The sequence below is a fragment of the Rhodococcus sp. WMMA185 genome (genome assembly GCF_001767395.1).
Classification (GTDB): Bacteria; Actinomycetota; Actinomycetes; order Mycobacteriales; family Mycobacteriaceae; genus Rhodococcus_F.
Genome location: NZ_CP017014.1, coordinates 3,003,710 through 3,025,700 on the forward strand (window position 1 = coordinate 3,003,710; position 21,991 = coordinate 3,025,700).

Genomic DNA, 21,991 nt, shown 5'->3' on the forward strand with positions numbered 1-21,991 from the left:
ATGCGCTTCGGCGAGTATTTACCCCATCGCTTACCGACGGATCAGATACGTGTCCATAATCCAGCCCTTGCGTTCACGTAGTTCGGCTCGGACCCGCCGGATCTCGTCTTCGACATCGCGCAGATTTCCGGCGACGATTACCTCGTCGGGCGTACCGAGATATGCCCCCCACCAGATCTGTACGTTGTCGCCAGGAACCCGGGTGAACGTGCAATGGGCATCGAGCATGACCACCGCGTTGTCGACACCGTCGGGCAGGCCCTCGGCCAGTCGTCTGCCAGTGGTGATGTGTACGGGCTCACCGATCCGGTTCAGGACGATCCGATGCGCAGCCGCGAGCGACTGCACGCTGGTGACACCGGGGATCACCGAGTACTCGAAAGCCACCTTGCCGCGCTCTAGCACCCGGTCGACGATCCGCAAGGTGCTGTCGTAGAGAGACGGATCGCCCCACACGAGAATCGCACCGACTCCGGGCTCGGCTGCGAATTCCGCCTCGAACAGCATCGCCCGACGCTCATGCCAGTCGTCCACCACACCCTGGTAGTCGGACGGGGTCCGGTCTCGTGGGGGATCGGCGATTGCAACCACCCTGTGCGGGCGCTTCACGTGCTCGGTGAGGATGGTGGTGCGCAAATCCACCAGATCCTGCTTCTCGTCGCCCTTGCCGACGACGAAGAACACGTCGACCTTGTTCATCGCCTTGATCGCCTGCACAGTCACCTGGTCGGGGTCGCCGGCACCGATTCCGATCACGAAGAGTTCTCGCATGGGCGAAGGCTATCGCTGGCGACGATTTAGATCCCTTCCGCTACCACAACGACGTACGTTCGGACGAAGGCGCCTAAACTGGCGCGGTGACTGTGCCGACCCCGTATGAAGATCTCCTCCGACTTGTCATGACCACCGGCACCCCTAAGGCCGACCGCACCGGCACCGGCACGAAGAGCCTCTTCGGCCATCAGATGCGCTGGGATCTCGCGGAGGGTTTTCCGCTGATCACCACGAAGAAGGTGCACCTGAAGTCGATCGTTTACGAACTGCTGTGGTTCTTGCGCGGCGACTCCAATGTGCGCTGGCTCCAGGACAACGGCGTCACGATCTGGGACGAGTGGGCAGACGCGGACGGTGAGCTCGGCCCCGTATACGGCGTCCAGTGGCGCAGCTGGCCTACCCCGTCAGGCGATCACATCGACCAGATCACTCAGATCATCGAGACTGTGAAATCCGATCCCGACTCGCGCAGACTCATCGTCTCGGCCTGGAACGTGGGCGACATCCCACAGATGGCGCTGGCGCCGTGCCACGCGTTCTTCCAGTTCTACGTAGCGGACGGCAAACTGTCCTGCCAGCTGTACCAGCGCAGCGCCGACATGTTCCTCGGCGTCCCGTTCAACATCGCAAGCTACGCACTCCTCACCCACATGGTGGCGCAGCAGACCGGACTCGAACCGGGGGATTTCATCTGGACGGGCGGCGACTGCCACATCTACGACAACCACGTGGATCAGGTCACCGAGCAACTGAGCCGTGAGCCGCTGCCGTACCCGACGCTGAAACTGAACAAGCGCGATTCCATCTTCGACTACACCTTCGACGACGTGGAGGTCGTCGACTACCGGCATCATCCCGCCATCAAGGCACCGGTGGCGATCTAGTGGCGGCCCGTCGGGTCACCTTGATCTGGGCGCAAGCCAAGGGAGGCGTCATCGGTCGTGACAACGGCATCCCCTGGCACGTCCCCGAGGACATGGCGTTCTTCAAGGAAGTCACCTACGGCCACCCGGTGATCATGGGCCGTAAGACGTGGGACTCGCTGCCGCCCAGATTCCGGCCGCTACCCGGACGCCGCAACATCGTGATCACTCGGCAGCCCGGCTGGGAAGCGGAAGGCGCGGACGTCGCCGACGGTATCGAATCCGCGCTCGCACTCACCGACGAAAACGTCTGTGTCATCGGTGGCGCTCAGATCTATTCGGCGGCGATGCCGTTCGCTACCGACCTCGCGGTCACCGAAATCGGTATCACGACCGATGGGGATTCGTGGGCGCCGACGATCGACGACACTTGGCAGGCTCGAGATACCGGCGAATGGCTCACCTCAGCCAAGAACGGCACGAGGTTCCGCCGAGTCTTCTACGCGCGGGTACGGCCCCCGAGCGGACAGAACTAGTACGGCGACGAAGCATTCCCTGTACCGGAGATCCCGACGCCTTCCGTGCATCGGGAGCCGTTCAACGGGCGACGGTGCGCGCAGTGGTTCATAATCACGTCATGGATAAGAAGTCACTGACTGCTCTTGCCCGTCAGCAACTGAAATTGGCGGGCGGGACTTCCAGCGGCCGAAGTTCGCAGACCGTCTACGGCGGACACCAACGCAGTCTCCGACAAACCGTCATCGCGCTGACCGCGGGTCAGAAGATGGCCGAACACGAGAGCCCGGGCGAAGCGACGCTCTACGTTCTCAGCGGAAAGCTCAACCTCGTATCCGGCGAAAACCAGTGGAAAGGCTCGACTGGAGACCTCCTGGTCATCCCCGCACAGCGCCACAGCGTCGAGGCGCTCGACGACGTCGCATTCCTGCTCACCGTCGCCATGTGACCCACACGCCACAGCAACGTCGGCCACCGGACCTATGCTTTTGACATGGGATCGGACGGTGAGCGCGTGGCAAGCGCCGGCGCGCACCGGGAAGAACCCGCAGACGTAGTTCCCACCCGTAGGAGTCTTCAGCGGCTGTTCGAGGCGGTTCTGGTAGTTGGGTCGGGGCTCGAACTCGACTCGACCCTGCAGCGCATCGTCAAGTCGGCCACCTCCCTGTTGGATGCACGATACGGTGCCCTCGGTGTCCGCGCCCGCGGCGGCGGCCTATCCGAATTCGTGTATGAGGGCATCACGGCGAAAGAGCGCGCGCTGATGGGTCATCTCCCTGAGGGCCGCGGACTGCTCGGACTCCTGATCGACGACCCTCGTCCGGTCCGGATCGCCGATCTTGCCGAACATCCGGCTTCGATCGGATTCCCCCCCAATCATCCGCCGATGAAGAGCTTCCTGGGAGTGCCGATCATGATGCGGGGGAAAGTCTTCGGCAGTATCTATCTCACCGAGAAACTGAGCGGACCTGAATTCACCGACGAAGACGAAGTGATTCTTCGTGCGCTCGCGACGTCTGCCGGAGTGGCAATCGAGAATGCCAGGCTCTTCGAGGAATCCCGGACGCGGGAGCGGTGGCTTTCGGCCGTAGCATCGATCACGTCGCGGTTACTGGTGGGCGGATCGCTCGACGACACGCTACGCACGCTCGCCGGCCAAGTACGCGAGCTGTCGAGTGGAGAAGAGGTGTTCATCGTCGTCACTCTCGGCGAAGGAGCCGTGGTCTCCGCAGCCGACGACTGCGACGCAGCCGCACGTCCGCTCGATGACGCCTTCCGAACGGCCACACAGGAAGAACCGATCGCCGACGTGCAGCGCTCCCGCACACCCGCTCTGCTGACGGGTCTCGAGGGTTTCGCACCGTTCTCTCCGAAGGCGGGCCGCGCGGCGGCACTGCCACTGTCGACAGCATCGGGTGTCGGCGGAGTCCTGGTCGTCACCGCCCGCGGCAACGCCCCGTGGGATCCCGACGAAATCACCAGACTCGAGTCCGTCGCCGATCTGGCCGCCATCGCGGTGGAATTCGCCGCCCACCAGAGCAAGCAACGTCTACTCTCGGTGCTCGCCGACCGCGATCGGATCGCTCGGGATTTGCACGACAACGTCATTCAGCGGCTCTTCGCCACGGGCATGAGCCTGCGGTCCACACAGGCTATCGGCGATGTTCCCGATGGCGTACAGTCCGTCGTCGCCAACGCAGTCGAACAGCTCGACCGCACGGTGCGCGAGATCCGCACCACCATCTTCGACTTACATGCCTCTGGTGCCGCGTCCGAAACAAGTTTGCGCCGCCGCCTCCTCGACGTAATCGGTGATCTCACCGCCCACTCACCACTCGCCCCCAACGTGCAGTTCTCCGGGGCGATAGACACTCTCGTGCCCGCCCACATTCACCAACACGCGGAGGCGGTCCTACGGGAAGCCTTGAGCAACGTTCTGCGGCACGCTCGCGCAAGCACGATCGACGTATCGGTCGTCGCCGGGGACGACCTCACGATCACTGTGGCCGACGACGGTATCGGAATCGCCGACACCGCTTCGCGGAGCGGCCTGGTCAACCTCGAGCGGCGTGCCGAACACTGTGGCGGCACCTGCACCATCGACACTAGAGGGTCCGGAACGGTCGTTACGTGGCGCGTACCTTTGCCGTGAAGCCAGAAGTGGGCTAGCCGCCAGGCGCGAATTCAACGTTGGCTGCGGAGTTCGGTGGCCAGCACTGCCGCCTGAGTGCGCCTTTGCATCCCCAGTTTGGACAACAAACGTGACACGTAGTTCTTGACCGTTTTCTCCGCGAGGAAGAGCCTCTCGGCGATCTCCCGATTGGTCATTCCTTCACCGATCAACTCGAAGACGGCGCGTTCCTGCTCCGACAGCTCCTCGAGCGGGTCGTCGCGGCGCTCGGACCTGAGCCGATTCATCAGCGCGGACGTTGCTCGGCTGTCGAGCAGAGACCCACCTTCCCCAACCGTCCGAACGGCCGAGACGAGGTCGGTCCCGAGGATCTGCTTGAGGACGAACCCGGAAGCGCCCGCCATGATGGCATCGAACAACGCCTCGTCGTCCGAGTACGACGTGAGCATCAGGCACCGCATTTGCGGCAAATCGGCCAGGAGGTTGCGGCACAATTCGACGCCGCTGCCATCGGGCAACCGGACGTCGAGCACAGCGACGTCGGCACCGCTGCCAGGTATCCGCACCATCGCTTCACCGACGGACGCGGCCTCCCCTACCACCTCGAGATCCGGGACGCTACCGAGCAGATCGACCAGCCCCCGTCGCACGATCTCATGGTCGTCGACCAGGAACACCCGCGTGGTCATCCGCATCCTCCATCATCTTGTCCTCGAACCGAACCACCTCTTCGCACTGTACCCACCCGGCAAGGACCTCTCTCGGGTTCATTCGGGACCTTCGACCCAAGCGCGACCGCGACCGATCGAGGAAGGCTGTGGGTGCGGAGAACCACCTGCACGCCAGAGTTGGAGGTCGCGATGGACAACTGGTCGCTCGGTGACATCGAGGTGATCTCCCGTGCCATCGTCTCCGCGCCCTCCATCCGCGGCTCCTGGCCATGGGACTTGCGACTCGACGGCAGCCGCGCCGAGATCCACGAGCGCCCGCCTTCTACGAATGCACAGCGACTCACGAGTGCACCGCGGGCCGATCGCCTGATCGCATGCGGTGCCAGTATCGCGAACGTAGAACTCGCGATGCACGCTCTCGGCAGAAAGATCGAGACGACCCTGCTGCCCGACCCCCGTCATCCCGACCTTGTCGCGACCATCCGCACGGTCGGTTCCGCGTCGGCATCGAGCACCGACCTGCGACTGTTCTCCGCGCTGGCACGTCGACGGAGTCATCGAGAGGCGTTTGCTGAAATTCCAGTCCCCGCAGCGACAATCGGCGATGTTGTCGCTGCTGCGCGTATCGGAGGGGTGACCGCGACACTACTCGCCCCAGATCAGGCATCCGCACTGGCCGACGTCCTGCTCTACTCGGAACACCGCATTCGCCACGAACCGCACCGACGTGACATCGTCCCGTGGACTACGCACTGGCTTCCTCGGGGCGGTCGCGCATCGGTCGACGCCTTTCACACGGTGCTCGCCCGCGAGGTCTCCGACTCGGTACTCACCTGCGAGGTCTCCGACTCGGTGAGACTCGCCGCGGCCATCGAGAGCGAGACCGTCCTCGTGTTCACCTCTGAGACGCAAGAGCCTATCGACCTGCTAGTCACCGGTATCGCCATGGAGCGGGCGTGGCTGACCGCGGTCGATGCCCGGCTCAGCGCCTCCGTCCTCTCGCACCCTCTGCGCATCGACGATTCGGCGCAGAGGCTGGCTCACCGACTGAATCTGACGAGCCATCCGCAATTGATCCTGCGAATCGGATACTGACAGAACAGAAACGGAAGTGTCATGGGAAATCGCGAACTTACCGACCGCGAACTTCTGCACGAGCTCGAAGGCGCCGCCGAGGAGAACGTCAACCGACACCTCACGATGACCAAGGATTGGCATCCTCACGACTATGTGCCATGGGACGACGGCAGTAACTTCGCGGCGCTCGGCGGGGTGGACTGGGATCCGGAGCAGTCCAAACTCAGCGAGACAGCCAAGGCGGCGATGATCACGAATCTGCTGACCGAGGACAACCTACCGTCGTATCACCGCGAGATCGCGCAGCATTTCTCCCTCGACGGCGCGTGGGGAACATGGGTGGGTCGCTGGACCGCCGAAGAGAACAAGCATTCGATCGTGATGCGGGACTACCTGGTGGTGACGCGGGGAGTTGATCCAGTGGCTCTCGAGAACGCCCGAATGGATCACATGACGCGGGGCTTCGGTCCGCCCGGCGGATCGATGCTCAGTTCCGTGTCCTATGTGACGTTCCAGGAGCTGGCCACCAGGGTTTCCCACCGAAACACCGGGAAGGCCTGCGTCGACCCGATCGCAGACAGGATGCTCGCACGGGTAGCGGCCGACGAGAATCTGCACATGATGTTCTACCGGAATATCGTCGGCGCGGCCCTGGACATCGCTCCGGATCAGACCATCGCGGCCATCCACAAGGTGCTCACCGACTTTCAGATGCCGGGCGCCGAAATGCAGAACTTCCGCCGAAACGCGGTCCTGATTGCCAAGGGCGGCATCTACGATCTTCGCCAGCACCTCGATGACGTAGTTCTGCCCGTGCTCCGCAAGTGGAAAGTGTTCGAGCGCAACGATTTCAGATCAGATGGAGAACGGTACCGCGAACAACTGGCCGAATTCCTGCAGACATTGGACGGCAAGGCCACTCGATTCGAAGAGTCTCGAGATCGCGCGCTCGCCCGCGAAGCACAACGCGGCGAACGGGCATCGGCGCTGTGAACCGAGCACTGTCCGAGCTGACCGGTCAGGGAGAGGGGCTGTCACCGGACACGGTGACAGCCCCTCTCCTTCGCCAACGCCCTCGAGTGACTACTGTGGCCGAACAATCATCACGGGGCAGTCTGCGGTGTGGAGGAGTGCATTACTGGTGGAACCCAACAGCATTCCCCTGAAACCTCCCCTGCCTCGACTGCCCACGACTATCAGCTGAGCCTTCTCCGCGAACTCACTGAGCACCCGCACCGGCCGGTCGCGCGCAACGACACGTTCGACCCTGACGTCGGGATAGCGCTCCTGGAATCCGGCGAGACGCTCGGAGAGCACGACTTCCTCACCGGTCTGGATTCCGCTCCACAACGGATCGTCGGGGACCGCTCCGAGGGAGGGCTGAACGCTCACATCGCTCCACACATTGACCGCGATGAGGCTCGCCGATCGAGCAGAGGACTGTTCGAACGCCATCTCCAAAGCGTGCTCGCTGTGCTCCGATCCGTCGACGCCGACCACGATCGGCCCCTCGGTCGGCGGCAGACCGTCCAGAGTACGGCCCCGGACCACCACCAGCGGACACTGCGCGTGCGCGGCGACCGCGGAGGTGACGGAACCGACCAGCAGACCGGTCAGTTCACCGTGGCCGCGGGACCCGAGCACCACCATGTGCGCAGAGGCCGAGAGGTCGATGAGCGTCTGGCTCACCTTTCCCTCGTGCCGTTCAGTGGTGATGTCGAGAGGCGCGTCCACCGTCTGCTTGGCGTGTAAGCGCGCACTTCCCAACCGCGCCTTGGCCGTGTCCTCGAGTTCCGTCTTGAAACTCTCGGCCAGATAAGGCTCGCTGTAGTAGAACGCGGGCATATGCACAACGGTGACAATGTGCAGCGGGAGGGACAGCGCTGCCGCCGCCCGAGCGGCCCACGCCACAGCGGCGGAGGACGACTCGGATCCGTCCGCACCTACTACGATCGGCTTGATTCCGGTCATGGTCACCTTCCCTGGTTCCGGCTGCACATTGTGTGAACGAATCTGTGCTACGAGCAGATCGTACGGAGTTTCTCGATCAGTTCGACACGACCCGCCCTGTCTGCTGCAAGGGGCGCGACGGTGAGCGTGGTGACCCCGGACTCGGCGAAAGCGGCTACACGCTCGGCCACATAGCTTTCCGGGCCGATCAGCGACACGGCCCGCACCATCTCGTCGGGTACCGCCGCAGCAGCCTCGTTCTTCTTGCCCGACAAGTACAGATCCTGGATGGTTGCGGCTTCCTTTTCGTAGCCGTACCGGACCGCGAGATCGTTGTAGAAGTTCTTACCCCTGGCACCCATGCCGCCGATGTACAACGCAAGGGTCGGCCGCACCCAGTCGAGCATGTGATCGACGTCGTCGCCGATGGCGAGGGCGGGCGAGGCAAACACCTGAAGGTCGCCGAGGCTGGGATCGCGCTTCGCCTTCCCCTTCGCCAGGGGCTCGCCCCACACGCTCGCGGCCTTTTCTGGATGGTAGAAGATGGGCTCCCAACCCTCTGCGATCTCGGCTGTGAGCTCCACGTTCTTCGGCCCGAGCGAGGCAATGACGATCGGGATGCTCGAACGCACAGGGTGATTGATGATCTTCAGCGGCTTACCGAGCCCGGTGCCCTTCTCCGCCGGAAGCGGAACCTGGTAGTACTTGCCCTGGTGCTCGACCTTCTCGCGGCGCCACACCTGACGGCAGATGTCGACGACCTCACGCGTGCGCGCGAGCGGCGCGTCGTACTTGACGCCGTGGAAACCCTCGATCACCTGCGGTCCGGATGCGCCCAGACCCATAACGAAGCGCCCGTCCGACACGAAGTCGAGGCCGGCCGCGGTCATTGCCGTCAGGCTCGGCGTGCGGGTGTAGATCTGAAAGATGCCTGACGCTAGCTCGAGCCTCGAAGTCTTGGCAGCGAGGAAGCCCAGCTGACTGACTGCGTCGAACGAATAGGCCTCGGGCACGAACACGATGTCGAGCCCGGCTTTCTCCAGGTCTGCGACTTCTTCGACCGTCTCGGCGAAGCCGCCGCTGTAGTTCAAGCTCATGCCTATACGCACGTCGTTCCCCAATCCTCGTGTTGCCCTGCAACCTGTTGCTGGTGACCTCAGACACTACTGCGGCCACATAGGTCGGTGGCGTGTAGGTCAGTGGCCTGCAGGCCGGACAACCATGACGGGGCAGTGGGCAGCGCCGACGAGGCTGTTGCTCGTGGACCCGAGTAGCAGCCCTTTGAAACCGCCGCGGCCCCTGCTCCCGACCACGACCAGTTGTGCCGACTTGGACCACTCGAGCAGGCGTTCCCGCGGACTGTCGATATACACCTTGCGGGTGACCTGCACATCCGGGTAACGCTCCTGCCACCCGGCGAGACTCTCGGCGAGCAGCACATGCTCGCCTTCCTCGAGCCCCTCCGGCACCATCGCGACAGCGCGGGGGTCCTCGAACACGGTCGATCCGAGGTCGCTCCAGGCGTGGACCGCCACCAATGGAGCGTTCCGCAGCGATGCCTCCTCGAAAGCCACCGAGATCGCACGCTCGCTCGTGGGACTGCCGTCCACACCGACGACGATGGGACCGTCCTGATGGGCTTCACCTCGTACTACGAGCACGGGGCACCGCGCGTGGGTGGTGACGTTGATCGCCGTGTTACCGAGTAGTGCGGTCGACGCAGCGCCCGACCCCGACGCTCCGACGACGACCGCCCGGGCGTCCGCGGACAGGTCGACGAGCCACTCACTGCCGCTGCCGACGGAGAACTCGGTGTCGATGTCGATGAGGGGATCGACATCGAATGCGAGCTCGTGCGCCTCGGCAAGGATCTCCTTACCGGTCGCCTCGACCCACTCATACGAGCCGGCCGAATCCACATAGGGACTGCCGAACCCGTAGGGAGCGAAATCGAGCGCGTGGATGATCTTCAGTTTCAATCCACGTACACCCGCCATTCGGGCTGCCATCCGCACTGCGGACTTCGAGCTGTCCGATCCGTCGACACCGACGACGACGCTGTTGCGATCCTCTGCGCTCATGTGTCCACAGTATCTCCGGTCGGCATCCGCCGCCCTTCGGCTCTCGAGGAAGGACCAAAGTCCCGAGCCGCTCGGGCCCTCGGCCCGTAGCCGACGTGCTCGCTTGTGACGAAGATGAGTCATCAATCGCACGCAGACTTCGAATACCACTGCTACAAACAACTTTCCGAAGAAACTGGACCCAAGCGACGTCCGTCACAAAATTGGTACCTGAAATGACAATTAAGGTACCTTTCGGTCATGCAACTCACCCAGTTCACCGACCTCGGACTGCGACTGGTCATGCGGCTCGCAGTAGCCGAGGACGGCGAACGACCCGGGAGCCGGGCGATCGCCGAGGAATTGGGGGTGTCGTATACCCACACCGCCAAGGTGATCACCAGGCTCGGTGAACTCGGCATCGTCGATGCCCGACGGGGTCGTGGCGGCGGCTTGACGATCACCGAACTCGGCCGCACCGCCTCGGTCGGCTGGCTCGTGCGCCGACTCGAGGGCGAGGCGGAGGTCGTGGACTGCGACGGCGCTCATCCTTGTCCCCTGCGCTCGGGTTGCCTGCTGCGTTCGGCTCTCCGACGTGCTCAGGACGCCTTCTTCGAATCTCTGGACTCGACCACCATCGAAGAGCTCACGCACGCCCCTACAAGAACCGTGCTACTCGCGCTCCCGCGGGTAGCAGACAAGAACCGACAGATGTCTCGAACGATCGGAGAATGACATGCTCTCGCCCGCCTCGACGGAAGTCATCCGCGCAACCCTGCCCGTGGTCGGGGCCGCGATCACGGACATCACGACGCTGTTCTACCGCAAGATGTTCGCCGCCCACCCCGAACTCGAGCGCGACCTATTCAACCGCGGCAACCAGGCTCAGGGCGAACAGCAGAAAGCGCTGGCCGGAGCCATCGCGGCATTCGCCTCTCTACAGCTCGAGCCCGATCAGGCGCGGGTCGATCTCATCCTGTCCAGGATCGCGCACAAGCATGCCTCACTGGGAATCAAGCCAGAGCAGTACGCGATCGTGCACAAGCACTTGTTCGAGGCCATCGTCGAAGTCCTCGGTGACGCCGTCACTCCGGAGGTCGCCGCGGCCTGGGACGAGGTGTACTGGCTGATGGCGGAGACTCTGATCTCGATGGAAGCCGGCCTCTACGAGGCCGCCGGTGTCGCGGCCGGTGACGTCTGGCGAAGGGTGCGGGTTCGCGAACGCCGAAACGAGTCCGCCGACACCGTCTCGTTCGTGTTCACTTCGCTGGACGGCACACCACTTCCCTCGTTCGCGCCTGGGCAGTACCTCTCCGTCGGAGTTCACCTACCCGACGGAGCACGCCAGATCCGCCAGTACAGCCTGTCCTCGGCCCCTTCGAGCGACGACTGGCGGATCACCGTGAAGCAGGCTGGAGAAGTCTCGAACTTCCTGTACCACAACGTGTTCGAGGGAGACATACTCGAGGTGACGACACCTTTCGGCGATCTCATCCTCCAGGAGGACGACGCGCCGCTGCTCCTCGTCTCGGCTGGTATCGGATGCACACCCATGATGGGAATGCTCAGTCACCTCGCCGAAACCGAGGACAGTCGCCAGATTTCGGTGCTCCACGCCGACCGTTCCGCCAGCAGCCACGCACATCGCGCGGAACTGGCCGAACTCGTCGAACGACTGCCGTTCGCGGTGATGCACCGCTGGTACGAGGACCTCGGTGCCATCCAGCCGGGCAGCAGCCTCCGAGAGGGGCGCGCCGACCTCAGCAAGATCACGATCGCCGACGGAACCAGGGCGTACCTGTGCGGTCCGCTGCCGTTCATGCTCGGAATGCGCGAGGCCCTGCTCGAAAAGGACGTTCCCGCCGAGAACATCCACTACGAAGTGTTCGGGCCTGACAGCTTCGCTCCCACCTCTGCCTGAGCTTCACACCGGCCAGGTATGGACCGGATTCCCCTCGCGCATGTTCTCGACGTACCGCTCGAGCATGGCGACCAGAGCTTCTGGTCTGCTCAGACCGGCGTCCTCGTAGCGCAGCACCTGTGCGCGCTGCCACGAGGCGCCGGTCTGTCGCGTGACACACCGGCCCTCGATAATGCCGAGGTAGTGTGCCCTGGCCTTCGGGGAGAGCCCGAAAGAGGTCAGCCCCTCATCCGCGATCGGCAGCAGTCGGCGCAGAACCAAGTCGGCGGCACCGACCGAGCCGACATCGGGCCAATACAGTTCGGCGTCCATACCGAGCCGGGCGCCGACATGCAGGTTCTCCTCAGCGGCGCTAAACGGCATCCGCAACCATACTTTTTGGTCTGCGTCGACGAGTCCACGCAGGGTCCCGTAGTAGAACGCCGCATTGGCCATGATATCGAGAATTGTCGGACCCGCAGGCAGCACGCGGTTCTCGATACGAAGATGCGGCCTGCCGTCCGCGCAGTCGTACACAGGTCGATTCCACCGGTAAATCGTGCCGTTGTGCATCTGCAGTTCGCTGAGATCGGGAACCCGGCCCGCTTCGAGCTCCTCGAACGGGTCGACGTCGGTGACCTCCGGCAACAGTGCCGGGAAGTAACGTGAATTCTCCGCAAACAGGTCCGAGACCGAGTCGATCCACCGCTCACCGAACCATACTCTGGGCCTGACACCCTGATTCTTGAGCTCGGGAGGACGCGTATCGGTGGCCTGCTCGAAGATCGGGATCCTCGATTCGTGCCAGAGAGCCGTGCCCGCGAGGAACGGAGAGTTCGCCGCCAAGGCCACCTGGGCTCCAGCCATGCATTGAGCGGCGTTCCAATGCGCGGCGAATTCCTCCGGTGCGACCCTCAGATGCAGTTGAAGTGACGTGCACGCGGCCTCGGGCACTACGGAATTGCTGTCGGCGCGCAGCTGTTCGGTTCGGCGGCCCTCGAGCGCGACACCTTCGAGATCGAGTTCGATGTCTTCGCCGCGCGCCGCGAAGATCTGCTCGTTGAGCAGTTCGTAGCGCGGGTTGGACGTGATCCACTCACGGCCGAGGTGCTGCAGTTGAAGCGTTGGAAGCATGCCGATCATGACCAATTCCGCATCATGCTGGTGGATCCTCGCGTCTGCCACCCGAAGTGACGCGCGCAGTTTGCGCTCGAGATCGAATACGTTGTCCCCGTGCAGCGGCCCCGGCTCGACGTTCATTTCGACGTTGAACTGACCCAGTTCCGTCTGGAACACGGCATCGTCGTCGATCGACTGGAGAACTTCGTAATTCGCCATCGCGGGCAACATGTCCGCGCGGACGAGGTTGAACTCGATCTCCATCCCGAGCATGGGTTGCGGAGGGTGGACGTCATCAGCAAAAGCGCTGTCGTGGAGCATTCTCTCGAGCGCTTCGGCACACATGAGTACCTTCCTCCGAAACAGGCGACGATCCGCCCGAGTGAAGGTCCGAGACTTCACTTCACGACCCATGTCGCCCCCTGCGCACAATCGGTACTCGAACGCGAGCATATCCGCTCGCGCGGCCGAAACGGGGAAGGCGAGATATCCTCGAGGAAACACGGGGGACGGAAGGAACCGCGATGGCACTTCGCACCGACTCCATGACGAAATCGAAGTTCTCCGTGGGAGACCGCGTCAAGACGCGGCATTCGGTCGATCCCGATCTCGCCCAAAGTAAGTGGCCGCTCGAGGCCGGCACAATCGCCCAAGAGTTCGAAGGATTCGATGACATCAGTACCACCGCGTACGGTCGCGGTTGGGGCCTACTTCACCGCTGGGCGATCGCTCTCGACGGTGGTCCGCTCGTCTTCCGCGACGATGTAGATCTCGAGTCAGAATAGGCTACTTTTCGCGCTCGTAGAGTTCTGCCTTGAACGCGGCGTAGCGGGCAATATGCGTCGGACGTTGGCGGATCACCGCCCAGGCGATACCGAGTCCGATGAACCAGGCCGGGGTTACGGCCAGCGCCTCCAAAGTGTCGGACTCCCTGGTAAGTGCCCAGATGATGAACGCGAAGAACCCGAGGACGACCCAGCACATCACCACACCACCGGGCATCTTGAACTTCGATACCGCGTGCAGTTCGGGAAGACGCTTCCGGTAGCGCAGGTAGCTGGCCAGGATAATCGCCCACACGAACATGAACAGCACCGACGAAATCGTCGTCACCGTCGTGAAAGCCTCGATGACCGATTCGCCCGAAGCCAGTAATACGAGGGAGATGAGTAGGAACGCACACGAGAACAGCAAGGCGTTGGCAGGCACCATGCGGGAGTTGAGCTTGCCGAGCCGGGCCGGCGCATCACCCTCCTGCGCGAGTCCGTAAATCATGCGAGATGTCGAATAGATCCCCGAGTTCGCCGAGGACGCGGCCGACGTCAACACCACGAACTGGATCATCCCGGCCGCGATACCCAATCCCGCCAGGGCGAACATTGTCGTGAACGGGCTCTCGCCGGGCACGATCTGCCGCCACGGCGTAACCGAGACGATCACGATCAGGGAGAGCACGTAGAACAGCAGAATGCGGATCGGGATGGAGTTGATCGCCCTGGGTAGATTCTTCTCCGGATCCTTCGCCTCGGCCGCCGTAGTGCCGACGAGTTCGATACCGACGAAGGCGAACACGGCAATCTGAAATCCGGCGACGAAGCCCATCAGCCCGGTCGGGAACAGTCCGCCGTCGTTCCACAGGTTGGAAAAGCCCGCCTGTGCGCCGTCCGGGGACGTGAAGCCACTGAACACCAACACCATGCCGACGACGATCAGGCTCACGATGGCGACGATTTTGATGAGGGCAAACCAGAACTCGATCTCACCGAATGCCCGCACTGTCGGCAGGTTCAGCAGCAGCAGTGCCACGGTGGTAGTCAGCGCGGGAACCCAGGATTGAAGGTCGGGCCACCAGTACTGAACGTATGCGGCGATCGCGATGATGTCGGCGGTGCCCGTCACGACCCAGCAGAGCCAGTAGGTCCATCCGGTGAAGAATCCGGCCCATGGTCCGAGCAGATCGGCCGCGAAGTCGGTGAACGACTTGTAATGCAGGTTGGAGAGCAGCAATTCGCCCATCGCCCGCATCACGAAGAAGAGCATGAACCCGATGATCATGTAGACGAAGATCACCGACGGCCCTGCCAGCGAAATGGTTCGGCCCGAACCTAGAAAGAGACCGGTCCCGATCGCTCCGCCTATCGCGATCAGTTGGATGTGCCGGTTGGCCAGTTGCCGAGACAGGTGTGGTTCGCCAGCCGTCCCTGTCTCGGTGCCACCGCCCGGTTCCGATCCGATCGGGCTCACGTGTTCAGACATCGATGACCTGCGGTTGTTTCGAGACCCCCGTTGCCGTCGCCAACGTAGTCCCCACAAGCCGGGATCGCTAGCTCACCTCACGATCGGGTTTCGCCGGTCTCGACCACCGGCATGCTCGTCTTCCACGATTGACGCGGATCTCGAGCGGGAACAGGCGCTACGCGCTCCTGGCCGCACCGTCCCACGTGACCGACACACCACGATCAGTCAACCAGCGCCCCGGATCGATCTTGACCCCGTTCGCATCGTGCACCTCGAAGTGCAGGTGCGGCCCGGTGGACTGGCCGCGGTTCCCGACGGTCGCGATCTGCTGTCCGGCGACGACCCGTTGGCCGACGTTCACCGAATAGTCATTGATGTGGCCGTACACCGTCGTGGTTCCGTCGTCGTGCAACAGTCGCACCCATAGTCCGAAGCCGGATATGGGGCCGGCGTCGATCACCTGACCGTCGGCCGCCGCGAGAACTGGTGCGCCGATTGGGGCGGCAATGTCGATCCCTCCGTGGTGCGCCCCCCAGCGTGGACCGAACTTGGAGGTCAGCGTGCCCGATACCGGCTGAACCGTACGAGGCTTGATCGGGTTGATCGAGGTGAACCACTGCTGTGCCTGGGCGCCGAGGCTCGGGACAACGGGATCCGGGGCGACAGGGGCTGGGGCAACAGGGGCCGGAGCAACGGGATCCGGGGCCCCGAAGTGCTGGACACCCAAGTTCTGGGCAACATCCGCGAGCTCAGGGGGTAGCTCGAACCCGGGGGGAAGTAGATTGGCAGGGATCTCGAAGGGCAGACCCGGCAGGCTCAGTCCACCTGTCTGGCGTGATTCGACCGGGGCAGCGGCGGCGCTTGCCGCACCCAATTGGGCTCCCCCGACCGCGATAGCCCCGGTGGCGGCCGCAACGGTTGCGGCTTTGACGCCTACGCCTGTTCCGGCTTGCTGATTGCGATGACGACCACGGGCCGCATCCGGATCGATTTCTATGCGAACGGAAGACCCGTCCGTCCGGTGATGGGAACCCACAGTAAATCCTCGTCGGTGGTGCTACAAGCTCACTCCATCTGGGTGAACTCCTCGGTCGCGATCGAATATAACAAAATGATATCGGTATGCCTACCGTGACCGAAAAGTGACATTCACTACTTACGGAGCTCTTCCTTGAACGCGGTGTACCGCGCCACGTGCGCCGGACGTCGGCGAATCACCACCCAGGCGATACCGAGACCGGCAAACCAGAACGGGGTGATCAGCAGCGCCACGAGGGTGTCGTCGTCCTGCGTGAGTGCCCACACGATGAACGCGAAGAACGCGAAGACGGCCCAGCACATCACCACACCACCGGGCATCTTGAACTTCGAGGCCTCATGGAGTTCCGGACGGCGCTTCCGGTAGACCAGATAGCTGGCCAGGATCATCGACCACACGAAGATGAACAGCACGGCGACAATCGACGTCACGGTGGTGAACACCTCGATCACCGAATCGGCAGAGAACAGCAGCACGACAGAGGTGAGCAGGAAGAAGGCCGAGAACGCCAGCGCATTGGCCGGCACCCTCCGCGAGTTGAGCTTGCCGAGCCGTCCCGGTGCGTCCCCCTCCTGCGCGAGGCCGTAGAGCATTCGGGATGTCGAGTAAATCCCCGAGTTCGCCGAAGACGCAGCCGATGTCAGCACCACGAAGTGGATCACCCCGGCCGCGATACCCAGACCTGCAAGCGCGAACACCGACGTGAATGGGGTTTCGCCGGATTCGACGTGGCTCCACGGGATTACCGCCATGATCACGCTCAGGGATAGCACGTAGAACAGCACAAGAATCGGCGGGACGGAATTGACCGCTTTGGGAAGGTTCTTCTCCGGGTCCTTCGTCTCGGCTGCGGTCGTGCCAACGAGTTCGACGCCTCCGAACGCGAACACCGCAATCTGGAATCCCAGGACGAAGCCCATCGCCCCCCTCGGGAACATGCCGCCGTCGTTCCACAAGTTGCCGAAACTCGCCTCCACACCGGTCGGCGAAATGAAGTGCGTGATCACCAGAATCAGTCCCACGACGATCAGACAGACCACTGCGACGACCTTGATGAGCACGAACCAGAACTCCGCCTCACCGAATGCCTTGGCGGTGGGCAGGTTCATCAGCAACAGTACGACGACGGCCACCAGTGCGGGAATCCACAAGTCGAGGTCGGGCCACCAATACAAGACAAATCCGGCGATAGCGACGATGTTGGCGATAGCTGCGACCGTCCAGCAGAGCCAGTAGGTCCAACCGGTGAAGAACCCGGCCCAGGGCCCGAGCAGGTCGGCCGCGAAGTCGGTGAACGAGTTGTACTTCAAGTTGGACAACAGAAGCTCGCCCATCGCCCGCATCACGAAGAAGAGCATGAAGCCGATGCTCATGTAGACGAAGATCACCGACGGACCTGCCAACGAGATAGCTCTGCTCGCCCCGAGAAACAGACCCGGGCCGAATGCTCCGCCCAGTGCTATCAGCTGAATGTGCCTGTTGGACAATTCTCGTGACAGGTGTGGTTCTTCCCCCGATCCTGGCTTCGGGGCACCGCCCGATCCTAGTTCTACCGAGCGCGTCGAAGAATTCTGATCAGCCATGGAGCACCCTCTATCGTGTCCGATCACCCCCGCGCCGTCCGCGAACATACGCGCCTGGAACCGAGAATGCTCGTAGGTGCCCCTCTAGCAGGGAATTTCGCCAGGACTGGTACCGGCAAAGCGCCCCGAATACCAACCGGTACAACGAACTACATTCGACGCTCGTCCAGTTCGGCCCGGAATGCGGCATAGCGGGCACGATGTGAAGTGCGTCGGCGAATCACAGTCCAGGCGACGCCGAGAACAACGAACCAGATCGGTGTGACCAAGAGTGCATGCAGCGTGTCCGCCTCACGGGTCAATGCCCAGATGATGAACACGAAGAAGCCGAGGACGGCCCAACACATCACAACACCGCACGGCATCTTGAACTTCGATGCCTCGTGCAACTCTGGACGACGCTTCCGGTAGACCAGATAGCTGGCCAAGATCATCGTCCACACGAAGATGAACAGGACCGACGCGATCGTCGTCACCGTGGTGAATGCCGCAATCACCGATTCGCCCGAGAACAGGAGCACTACGGAGGCAAGCAGGAACACGGACGTGAGGATCAGTGCGTTGGCGGGCACCTTTCGAGAGCTCAGCTTGCCGAGCAGGGCCGGTGCATCACCCTCCTGCGCGAGGCCGTAGCCCATGCGTGAGGTCGAATAGACTCCTGCATTCGCCGAGGACGTCGCGGACGTCAGTACCACGAATTGGACCACCCCGGCGGCACTGGCCAGGCCTGCGAGCGCAAACATCGCCGTAAATGGACTCTGGTCCGGCACCACCTGACGCCACGGGATCACCGACATGATCACGATCAGGGAAACCACATAGAACAGCAGGATGCGAATCGGGATGGAGTTGATCGCCCTGGGGAGGTTCTTTTCCGGATCCTTCGCCTCGGCAGCCGTGGTACCGACCAGCTCGATACCGACGAAGGCGAAAACCGCAATCTGGAATCCTGCGACAAAACCCATCGCCCCCATCGGGAACATGCCGCCGTCACTCCACAGGTGATCGAATCCAGCCTGCGCTCCGTTTGGTGAGGTGAAGTGAGTAAACACCATCACCAGACCGACGACGATCAGGCACACGATGGCGATGATCTTGATGAGAGCGAACCAGAACTCGGCTTCACCGAATGCCCGCGCAGCCGGCAGATTCAGTAGCAGCAACAAACCGATGGCCACCAGCGCGGGGATCCACAACTGGAGATCGGGCCACCAGAACCGGGTATACCCGGAGATCGCGATGATTTCGGCGACCCCCGTGACGATCCAGCAGAACCAGTAGGTCCAGCCGACGAAGAAGCCCGCCCAGGGGCCGAGCAGGTCGGCCGCGAAATCGGTGAACGACTTGTAATGCAGGTTGGAGAGCAGTAATTCGCCCATAGCCCGCATTACGAAGAAGAGGGCGAAACCGATGATCATGTAAACGAAAATCACCGACGGGCCGGCCAACGAGATCGTCTTACCGGACCCCATGAAGAGACCCGTGCCGATTGCTCCACCGATCGCGATCAACTGGATGTGCCGGTTCGACAGCTGCCGAGACAGGTGCGGCTGACCCGCTGGACCCGTCCGGGTGTCACCCCCCAATTTCAGTCCGATCGAGCCCGTCGAATAGTCCTGATCAGCCATGAACCACCTGCCGTAGTGTGCTGCCGCCGAAATTGGCGTCCGCAAAGGTACTCTCGTCGGGCCGATAACGCTCGCGGCCACACTTCGAGCAGGGAGTTTCGTCGGTTCTGATCACCAGCACAGCGCATGGAGCGCCCAACAGGACTCAAAAAGCCACGCAGAAATATCAGCCCAGATGCTCCCGGAAGAACGCGTCGATCCTCGCCCAGGCGTCGGTGGCGGCATCCGGGTCGGGCACCATCCCCGCGACCTTCAACAAAGGTCGAATCACCTTTGGTCCGGCTACCTCGTCATTCAAGAACCCGTGCCCAGCGGTCGGGTATTCGCGCACGTCATGCACCACGCCTGCCTTCGTCAGAGCGACATCCAACTTGGCTGCCGCCTTCTTCAAGCTGAAGTCCTTTCCGCCATAGCTGGCGACCACCGGGCAAGCGCCCCCCATCGCCGCATCGAGGTCGCGGGGCAAAGTCCCATAGTTGGGTGCCGCCGCGTCGAACCCCGAATCGGCCACCATCAGAGCGAAGCCGCCACCCATGCAGAACCCGATGACGCCGATCTTCCCTGTGCACTCCGCTGACGCCGACAGCCACTGCCGCGCGGCCTCGATGTCTCCATAGGCCCGGCCCTTCCCCGACAGCATCGCCCGCATCGTCGAGACGAGGCAGCGCCTCGCACCGCCCGCACTGAACAGGTCCGGCGCCAGTGTCAGGAAGCCCGCGGAAGCGAGCCGGTCGGCTTGCCTCCGCATCACGTCCTCCAGCCCGAACGCCTCGTGCACCATCACTACCCCCGGCCACGGCCCCTCCCCCGGCGGTCTTACGAGATAGCCTTGCAATGTGCGCGAACCGTTGTGCCGTGCAGCAACTTCGGTCAGATCGATGTCGGACATGTCGTGACTCCCAGTGCCGGAACTTCTCGTACAAGTGCCCTGCCCATCGCGAGCAACCACCATTCCCGCTACACTCACCTCGGTGTGCGCTTCGGTGCGCGCATCGCGCCTTCGTAGCTCAGGGGATAGAGCAACCCTCTCCTAAAGGGTAGGTCGCAGGTTCGAATCCTGCCGAGGGCACATAACAGCTGGCAAACGAGCTGCAATTCCACTCTCGGAGACGATCCGACGATCTATCCATCGCGTATTCACAAAATGCGTTTTCCGACCGCATCCTCGAGTGTGCAGCGACACCCATTCGTAGCCGATCGCTCCGCGGATCCGGGGCCACTGAGAAGCGAGGGTACGACCATCGCCAAGTCGGCAAACAGCAGCAGTTTCCGGTGCGAACAAACACCGCTGCGATGATCGGCCTGTTCGCCGCGTTGGTCGGACTCGCCCCAGTGGCGGTCGTCTTCGGCCTCATGAGAGCCCGCGAGATCGAACGGCGACCCCACGAGTCCGGCGAAGGGCCTGCCAGTGCCGCAATAATTTGGGGAGTGATCGAGATCGTCGTCTTCATCATCGCACTCGCGTATCTACGCACCTGAACTACCAAGCTGCTCGACACCTGAAAAGCGAAACACCCCAAGCAGATCGGTCGGATTTACGCCGCGTGCGTCTCCGGCGTGCCCCGACTGCCCTCACCGGTGAGTCTGGGCGTGCGCCTGTCGCTGCACCACATCTAACCCATCAAAAACCTCGTGCTGTAGATTCGCATCTCGCAACACCAGCATCAACACCACCAACAGATGCCTGCAGGCACCAACAGGCACATCGATAAACCGGGGGATTACAGGAAGAAACTTGCCACCACCGCCGCAGCAGCAGCGGCACTGGTCGCGGGCGCTCTCGGCGCTGCCACGCTCTCGGCTCCACCCGCCCAAGCGGTCTCTATCTCCGCATCAAATGTGAAGTATGTGTTTTGCAGCGCGAACCAGTACGGCAACAATTTGGAGTACGAGGATAGCTACGGCACGAAGCAGATCCGTAACGCAGTCCTCCCCAACAAGGTCGACGATTCGCTCTACTGCGGGACCGTGGACGTGTACCTCGGCTACGACGAGTACGGCCACTACGTCTCCGCATGGATTACCAACGAGAGTTCGGCCTACGTGTACGCCGCGATCTACAGTGTCTACCCGGCGACAGCGCCACTGTTCGGCAGCCTCGGGGGGCGGGAGCACGCGGAATACCTTCAGGCCCGGGACGAGAACTACAGCAGCTACGGCGGGTACAACTACGCAGGTGCCTATTGACAGGCGGGGTTTGAGAGTGGCCGAGATCGACATCCGGCGAGTCTTCATTCTCACGCTGGTTCGTTCCTGACCTACCAATCAGCGGTCACCCACCCGCCTGGTCACCACGACCACCCAGGCCGGCCAGAGCGCCTCCGACCACCTCGGTCGGGGGCGCTTTTTCGTGCCCTCGTGAGCCTCCGGAGCGGTGCGGGTGTCGGTCGGGGCGGGACCGGCGATTCCGATCCCGCAGCACAGCGCTCATGGGCGGCGTGT

22 protein-coding genes and 1 tRNA gene are annotated in these 21,991 nt (G+C 62.8%); 12 read left to right on the top strand and 11 right to left on the bottom strand.

All coding sequences use genetic code 11. The features are described 5' to 3' along the window. Positions 1–30 precede the first annotated feature (30 nt). Positions 31–771, bottom strand: coding sequence for a precorrin-6A synthase (deacetylating) (cobF, locus tag BFN03_RS13475; RefSeq protein ID WP_070379427.1), 741 nt, complete (start codon positions 769–771; stop codon positions 31–33). An 86-nt stretch (positions 772–857) separates the two neighbouring features. Here cobF and BFN03_RS13480 point away from each other — a divergent pair, with 86 nt between their 5' ends. The 4 genes from BFN03_RS13480 to BFN03_RS13495 all read left to right on the top strand — a co-directional run bounded on the left by BFN03_RS13480 (position 858) and on the right by BFN03_RS13495 (position 4,305). After that, complete coding sequence (locus BFN03_RS13480) at positions 858–1,658, top strand: thymidylate synthase (protein ID WP_070379428.1); 801 nt, start codon at positions 858–860, stop codon at positions 1,656–1,658. After that, entirely contained in the window at positions 1,658–2,173 is a 516-nt protein-coding gene (locus tag BFN03_RS13485; protein ID WP_070379429.1) for a dihydrofolate reductase, read from the top strand. Before BFN03_RS13480 ends, BFN03_RS13485 begins: the two co-directional genes overlap by 1 nt. Before the next feature lie 101 nt (positions 2,174–2,274). After that, positions 2,275–2,601, top strand: coding sequence for a cupin domain-containing protein (locus tag BFN03_RS13490; protein ID WP_070379430.1), 327 nt, complete (start codon positions 2,275–2,277; stop codon positions 2,599–2,601). A 45-nt stretch (positions 2,602–2,646) separates the two neighbouring features. Beyond that, complete coding sequence (locus BFN03_RS13495) at positions 2,647–4,305, top strand: sensor histidine kinase (protein WP_070379431.1); 1,659 nt, start codon at positions 2,647–2,649, stop codon at positions 4,303–4,305. 32 nt (positions 4,306–4,337) lie between these two features. Here the strand turns inward: BFN03_RS13495 and BFN03_RS13500 are convergent, their stop codons facing one another. Next, entirely contained in the window at positions 4,338–4,973 is a 636-nt protein-coding gene (locus tag BFN03_RS13500; protein WP_070380911.1) for a response regulator transcription factor, read from the bottom strand. 132 nt (positions 4,974–5,105) lie between these two features. On the opposite strand from BFN03_RS13500, the gene BFN03_RS13505 reads away from it, so the two are divergent. Further along, the gene (locus tag BFN03_RS13505; protein ID WP_232320267.1) at positions 5,106–6,050 is read left to right on the top strand and encodes a nitroreductase family protein; all 945 of its coding nucleotides are present in this window, start codon (positions 5,106–5,108) and stop codon (positions 6,048–6,050) included. Positions 6,051–6,071: 21 nt separating this feature from the next. Further along, positions 6,072–7,025 carry an acyl-ACP desaturase gene (locus tag BFN03_RS13510; RefSeq protein WP_070379432.1) on the top strand — a complete coding sequence of 318 codons (954 nt, stop codon included), beginning with the start codon at positions 6,072–6,074 and terminating at the stop codon, positions 7,023–7,025. Between the two features lie 90 nt (positions 7,026–7,115). Here the strand turns inward: BFN03_RS13510 and BFN03_RS13515 are convergent, their stop codons facing one another. From BFN03_RS13515 to BFN03_RS13525, 3 genes are all read right to left on the bottom strand, one after another. Further along, positions 7,116–8,003 carry a universal stress protein gene (locus tag BFN03_RS13515; protein WP_070380913.1) on the bottom strand — a complete coding sequence of 296 codons (888 nt, stop codon included), beginning with the start codon at positions 8,001–8,003 and terminating at the stop codon, positions 7,116–7,118. A gap of 47 nt (positions 8,004–8,050) precedes the next feature. Further along, a complete protein-coding gene (locus tag BFN03_RS13520; RefSeq protein WP_070379433.1) occupies positions 8,051–9,091 on the bottom strand; it encodes an LLM class F420-dependent oxidoreductase in 1,041 nt (346 codons plus the stop codon). Between the two features lie 87 nt (positions 9,092–9,178). Then, positions 9,179–10,063, bottom strand: coding sequence for a universal stress protein (locus tag BFN03_RS13525; protein ID WP_070379434.1), 885 nt, complete (start codon positions 10,061–10,063; stop codon positions 9,179–9,181). A 240-nt stretch (positions 10,064–10,303) separates the two neighbouring features. Between BFN03_RS13525 and BFN03_RS13530 the strand changes: the two genes are divergently transcribed. After that, a complete protein-coding gene (locus BFN03_RS13530) occupies positions 10,304–10,777 on the top strand; it encodes an RrF2 family transcriptional regulator (RefSeq protein ID WP_070379435.1) in 474 nt (157 codons plus the stop codon). 1 nt (position 10,778) lies between these two features. After that, positions 10,779–11,963, top strand: coding sequence for a globin domain-containing protein (locus BFN03_RS13535; protein WP_070379436.1), 1,185 nt, complete (start codon positions 10,779–10,781; stop codon positions 11,961–11,963). A gap of 3 nt (positions 11,964–11,966) precedes the next feature. Here BFN03_RS13535 and BFN03_RS13540 read toward each other — a convergent pair whose 3' ends face one another. Next, on the bottom strand, positions 11,967–13,475 hold the full coding sequence (locus BFN03_RS13540; RefSeq protein WP_070380914.1) for a glutamate-cysteine ligase family protein: 1,509 nt from the start codon (positions 13,473–13,475) through the stop codon (positions 11,967–11,969). Positions 13,476–13,585: 110 nt separating this feature from the next. On the opposite strand from BFN03_RS13540, the gene BFN03_RS13545 reads away from it, so the two are divergent. Next, complete coding sequence (locus BFN03_RS13545; RefSeq protein WP_070379437.1) at positions 13,586–13,846, top strand: hypothetical protein; 261 nt, start codon at positions 13,586–13,588, stop codon at positions 13,844–13,846. Between the two features lies 1 nt (position 13,847). Here the strand turns inward: BFN03_RS13545 and cycA (BFN03_RS13550) are convergent, their stop codons facing one another. From cycA (BFN03_RS13550) to BFN03_RS13570, 5 genes are all read right to left on the bottom strand, one after another. Beyond that, positions 13,848–15,317, bottom strand: coding sequence for a D-serine/D-alanine/glycine transporter (cycA, locus tag BFN03_RS13550; protein ID WP_070379438.1), 1,470 nt, complete (start codon positions 15,315–15,317; stop codon positions 13,848–13,850). A gap of 157 nt (positions 15,318–15,474) precedes the next feature. Next, positions 15,475–16,335: a M23 family metallopeptidase gene (locus BFN03_RS13555; protein ID WP_070379439.1), complete on the bottom strand. Its 861-nt coding sequence runs from the start codon at positions 16,333–16,335 to the stop codon at positions 15,475–15,477. A gap of 116 nt (positions 16,336–16,451) precedes the next feature. Then, a complete protein-coding gene (locus tag BFN03_RS13560) occupies positions 16,452–17,921 on the bottom strand; it encodes an amino acid permease (protein WP_070379440.1) in 1,470 nt (489 codons plus the stop codon). A gap of 149 nt (positions 17,922–18,070) precedes the next feature. Then, positions 18,071–19,549: a D-serine/D-alanine/glycine transporter gene (cycA, locus tag BFN03_RS13565; RefSeq protein ID WP_070379441.1), complete on the bottom strand. Its 1,479-nt coding sequence runs from the start codon at positions 19,547–19,549 to the stop codon at positions 18,071–18,073. 166 nt (positions 19,550–19,715) lie between these two features. Next, positions 19,716–20,438, bottom strand: a complete 723-nt coding sequence (locus BFN03_RS13570) for a dienelactone hydrolase family protein (protein WP_157109611.1) — start codon at positions 20,436–20,438, stop codon at positions 19,716–19,718. A 107-nt stretch (positions 20,439–20,545) separates the two neighbouring features. Between BFN03_RS13570 and BFN03_RS13575 the strand changes: the two genes are divergently transcribed. The 3 genes from BFN03_RS13575 (at position 20,546) to BFN03_RS13585 (ending at position 21,736) form a co-directional block, all read left to right on the top strand. Beyond that, a tRNA-Arg gene (locus tag BFN03_RS13575) sits at positions 20,546–20,618 on the top strand. Positions 20,619–20,821: 203 nt separating this feature from the next. Then, complete coding sequence (locus BFN03_RS13580; RefSeq protein ID WP_070379443.1) at positions 20,822–21,028, top strand: DUF4190 domain-containing protein; 207 nt, start codon at positions 20,822–20,824, stop codon at positions 21,026–21,028. A 201-nt stretch (positions 21,029–21,229) separates the two neighbouring features. Next, complete coding sequence (locus tag BFN03_RS13585; protein ID WP_084385620.1) at positions 21,230–21,736, top strand: hypothetical protein; 507 nt, start codon at positions 21,230–21,232, stop codon at positions 21,734–21,736. Positions 21,737–21,991 lie beyond the last annotated feature (255 nt).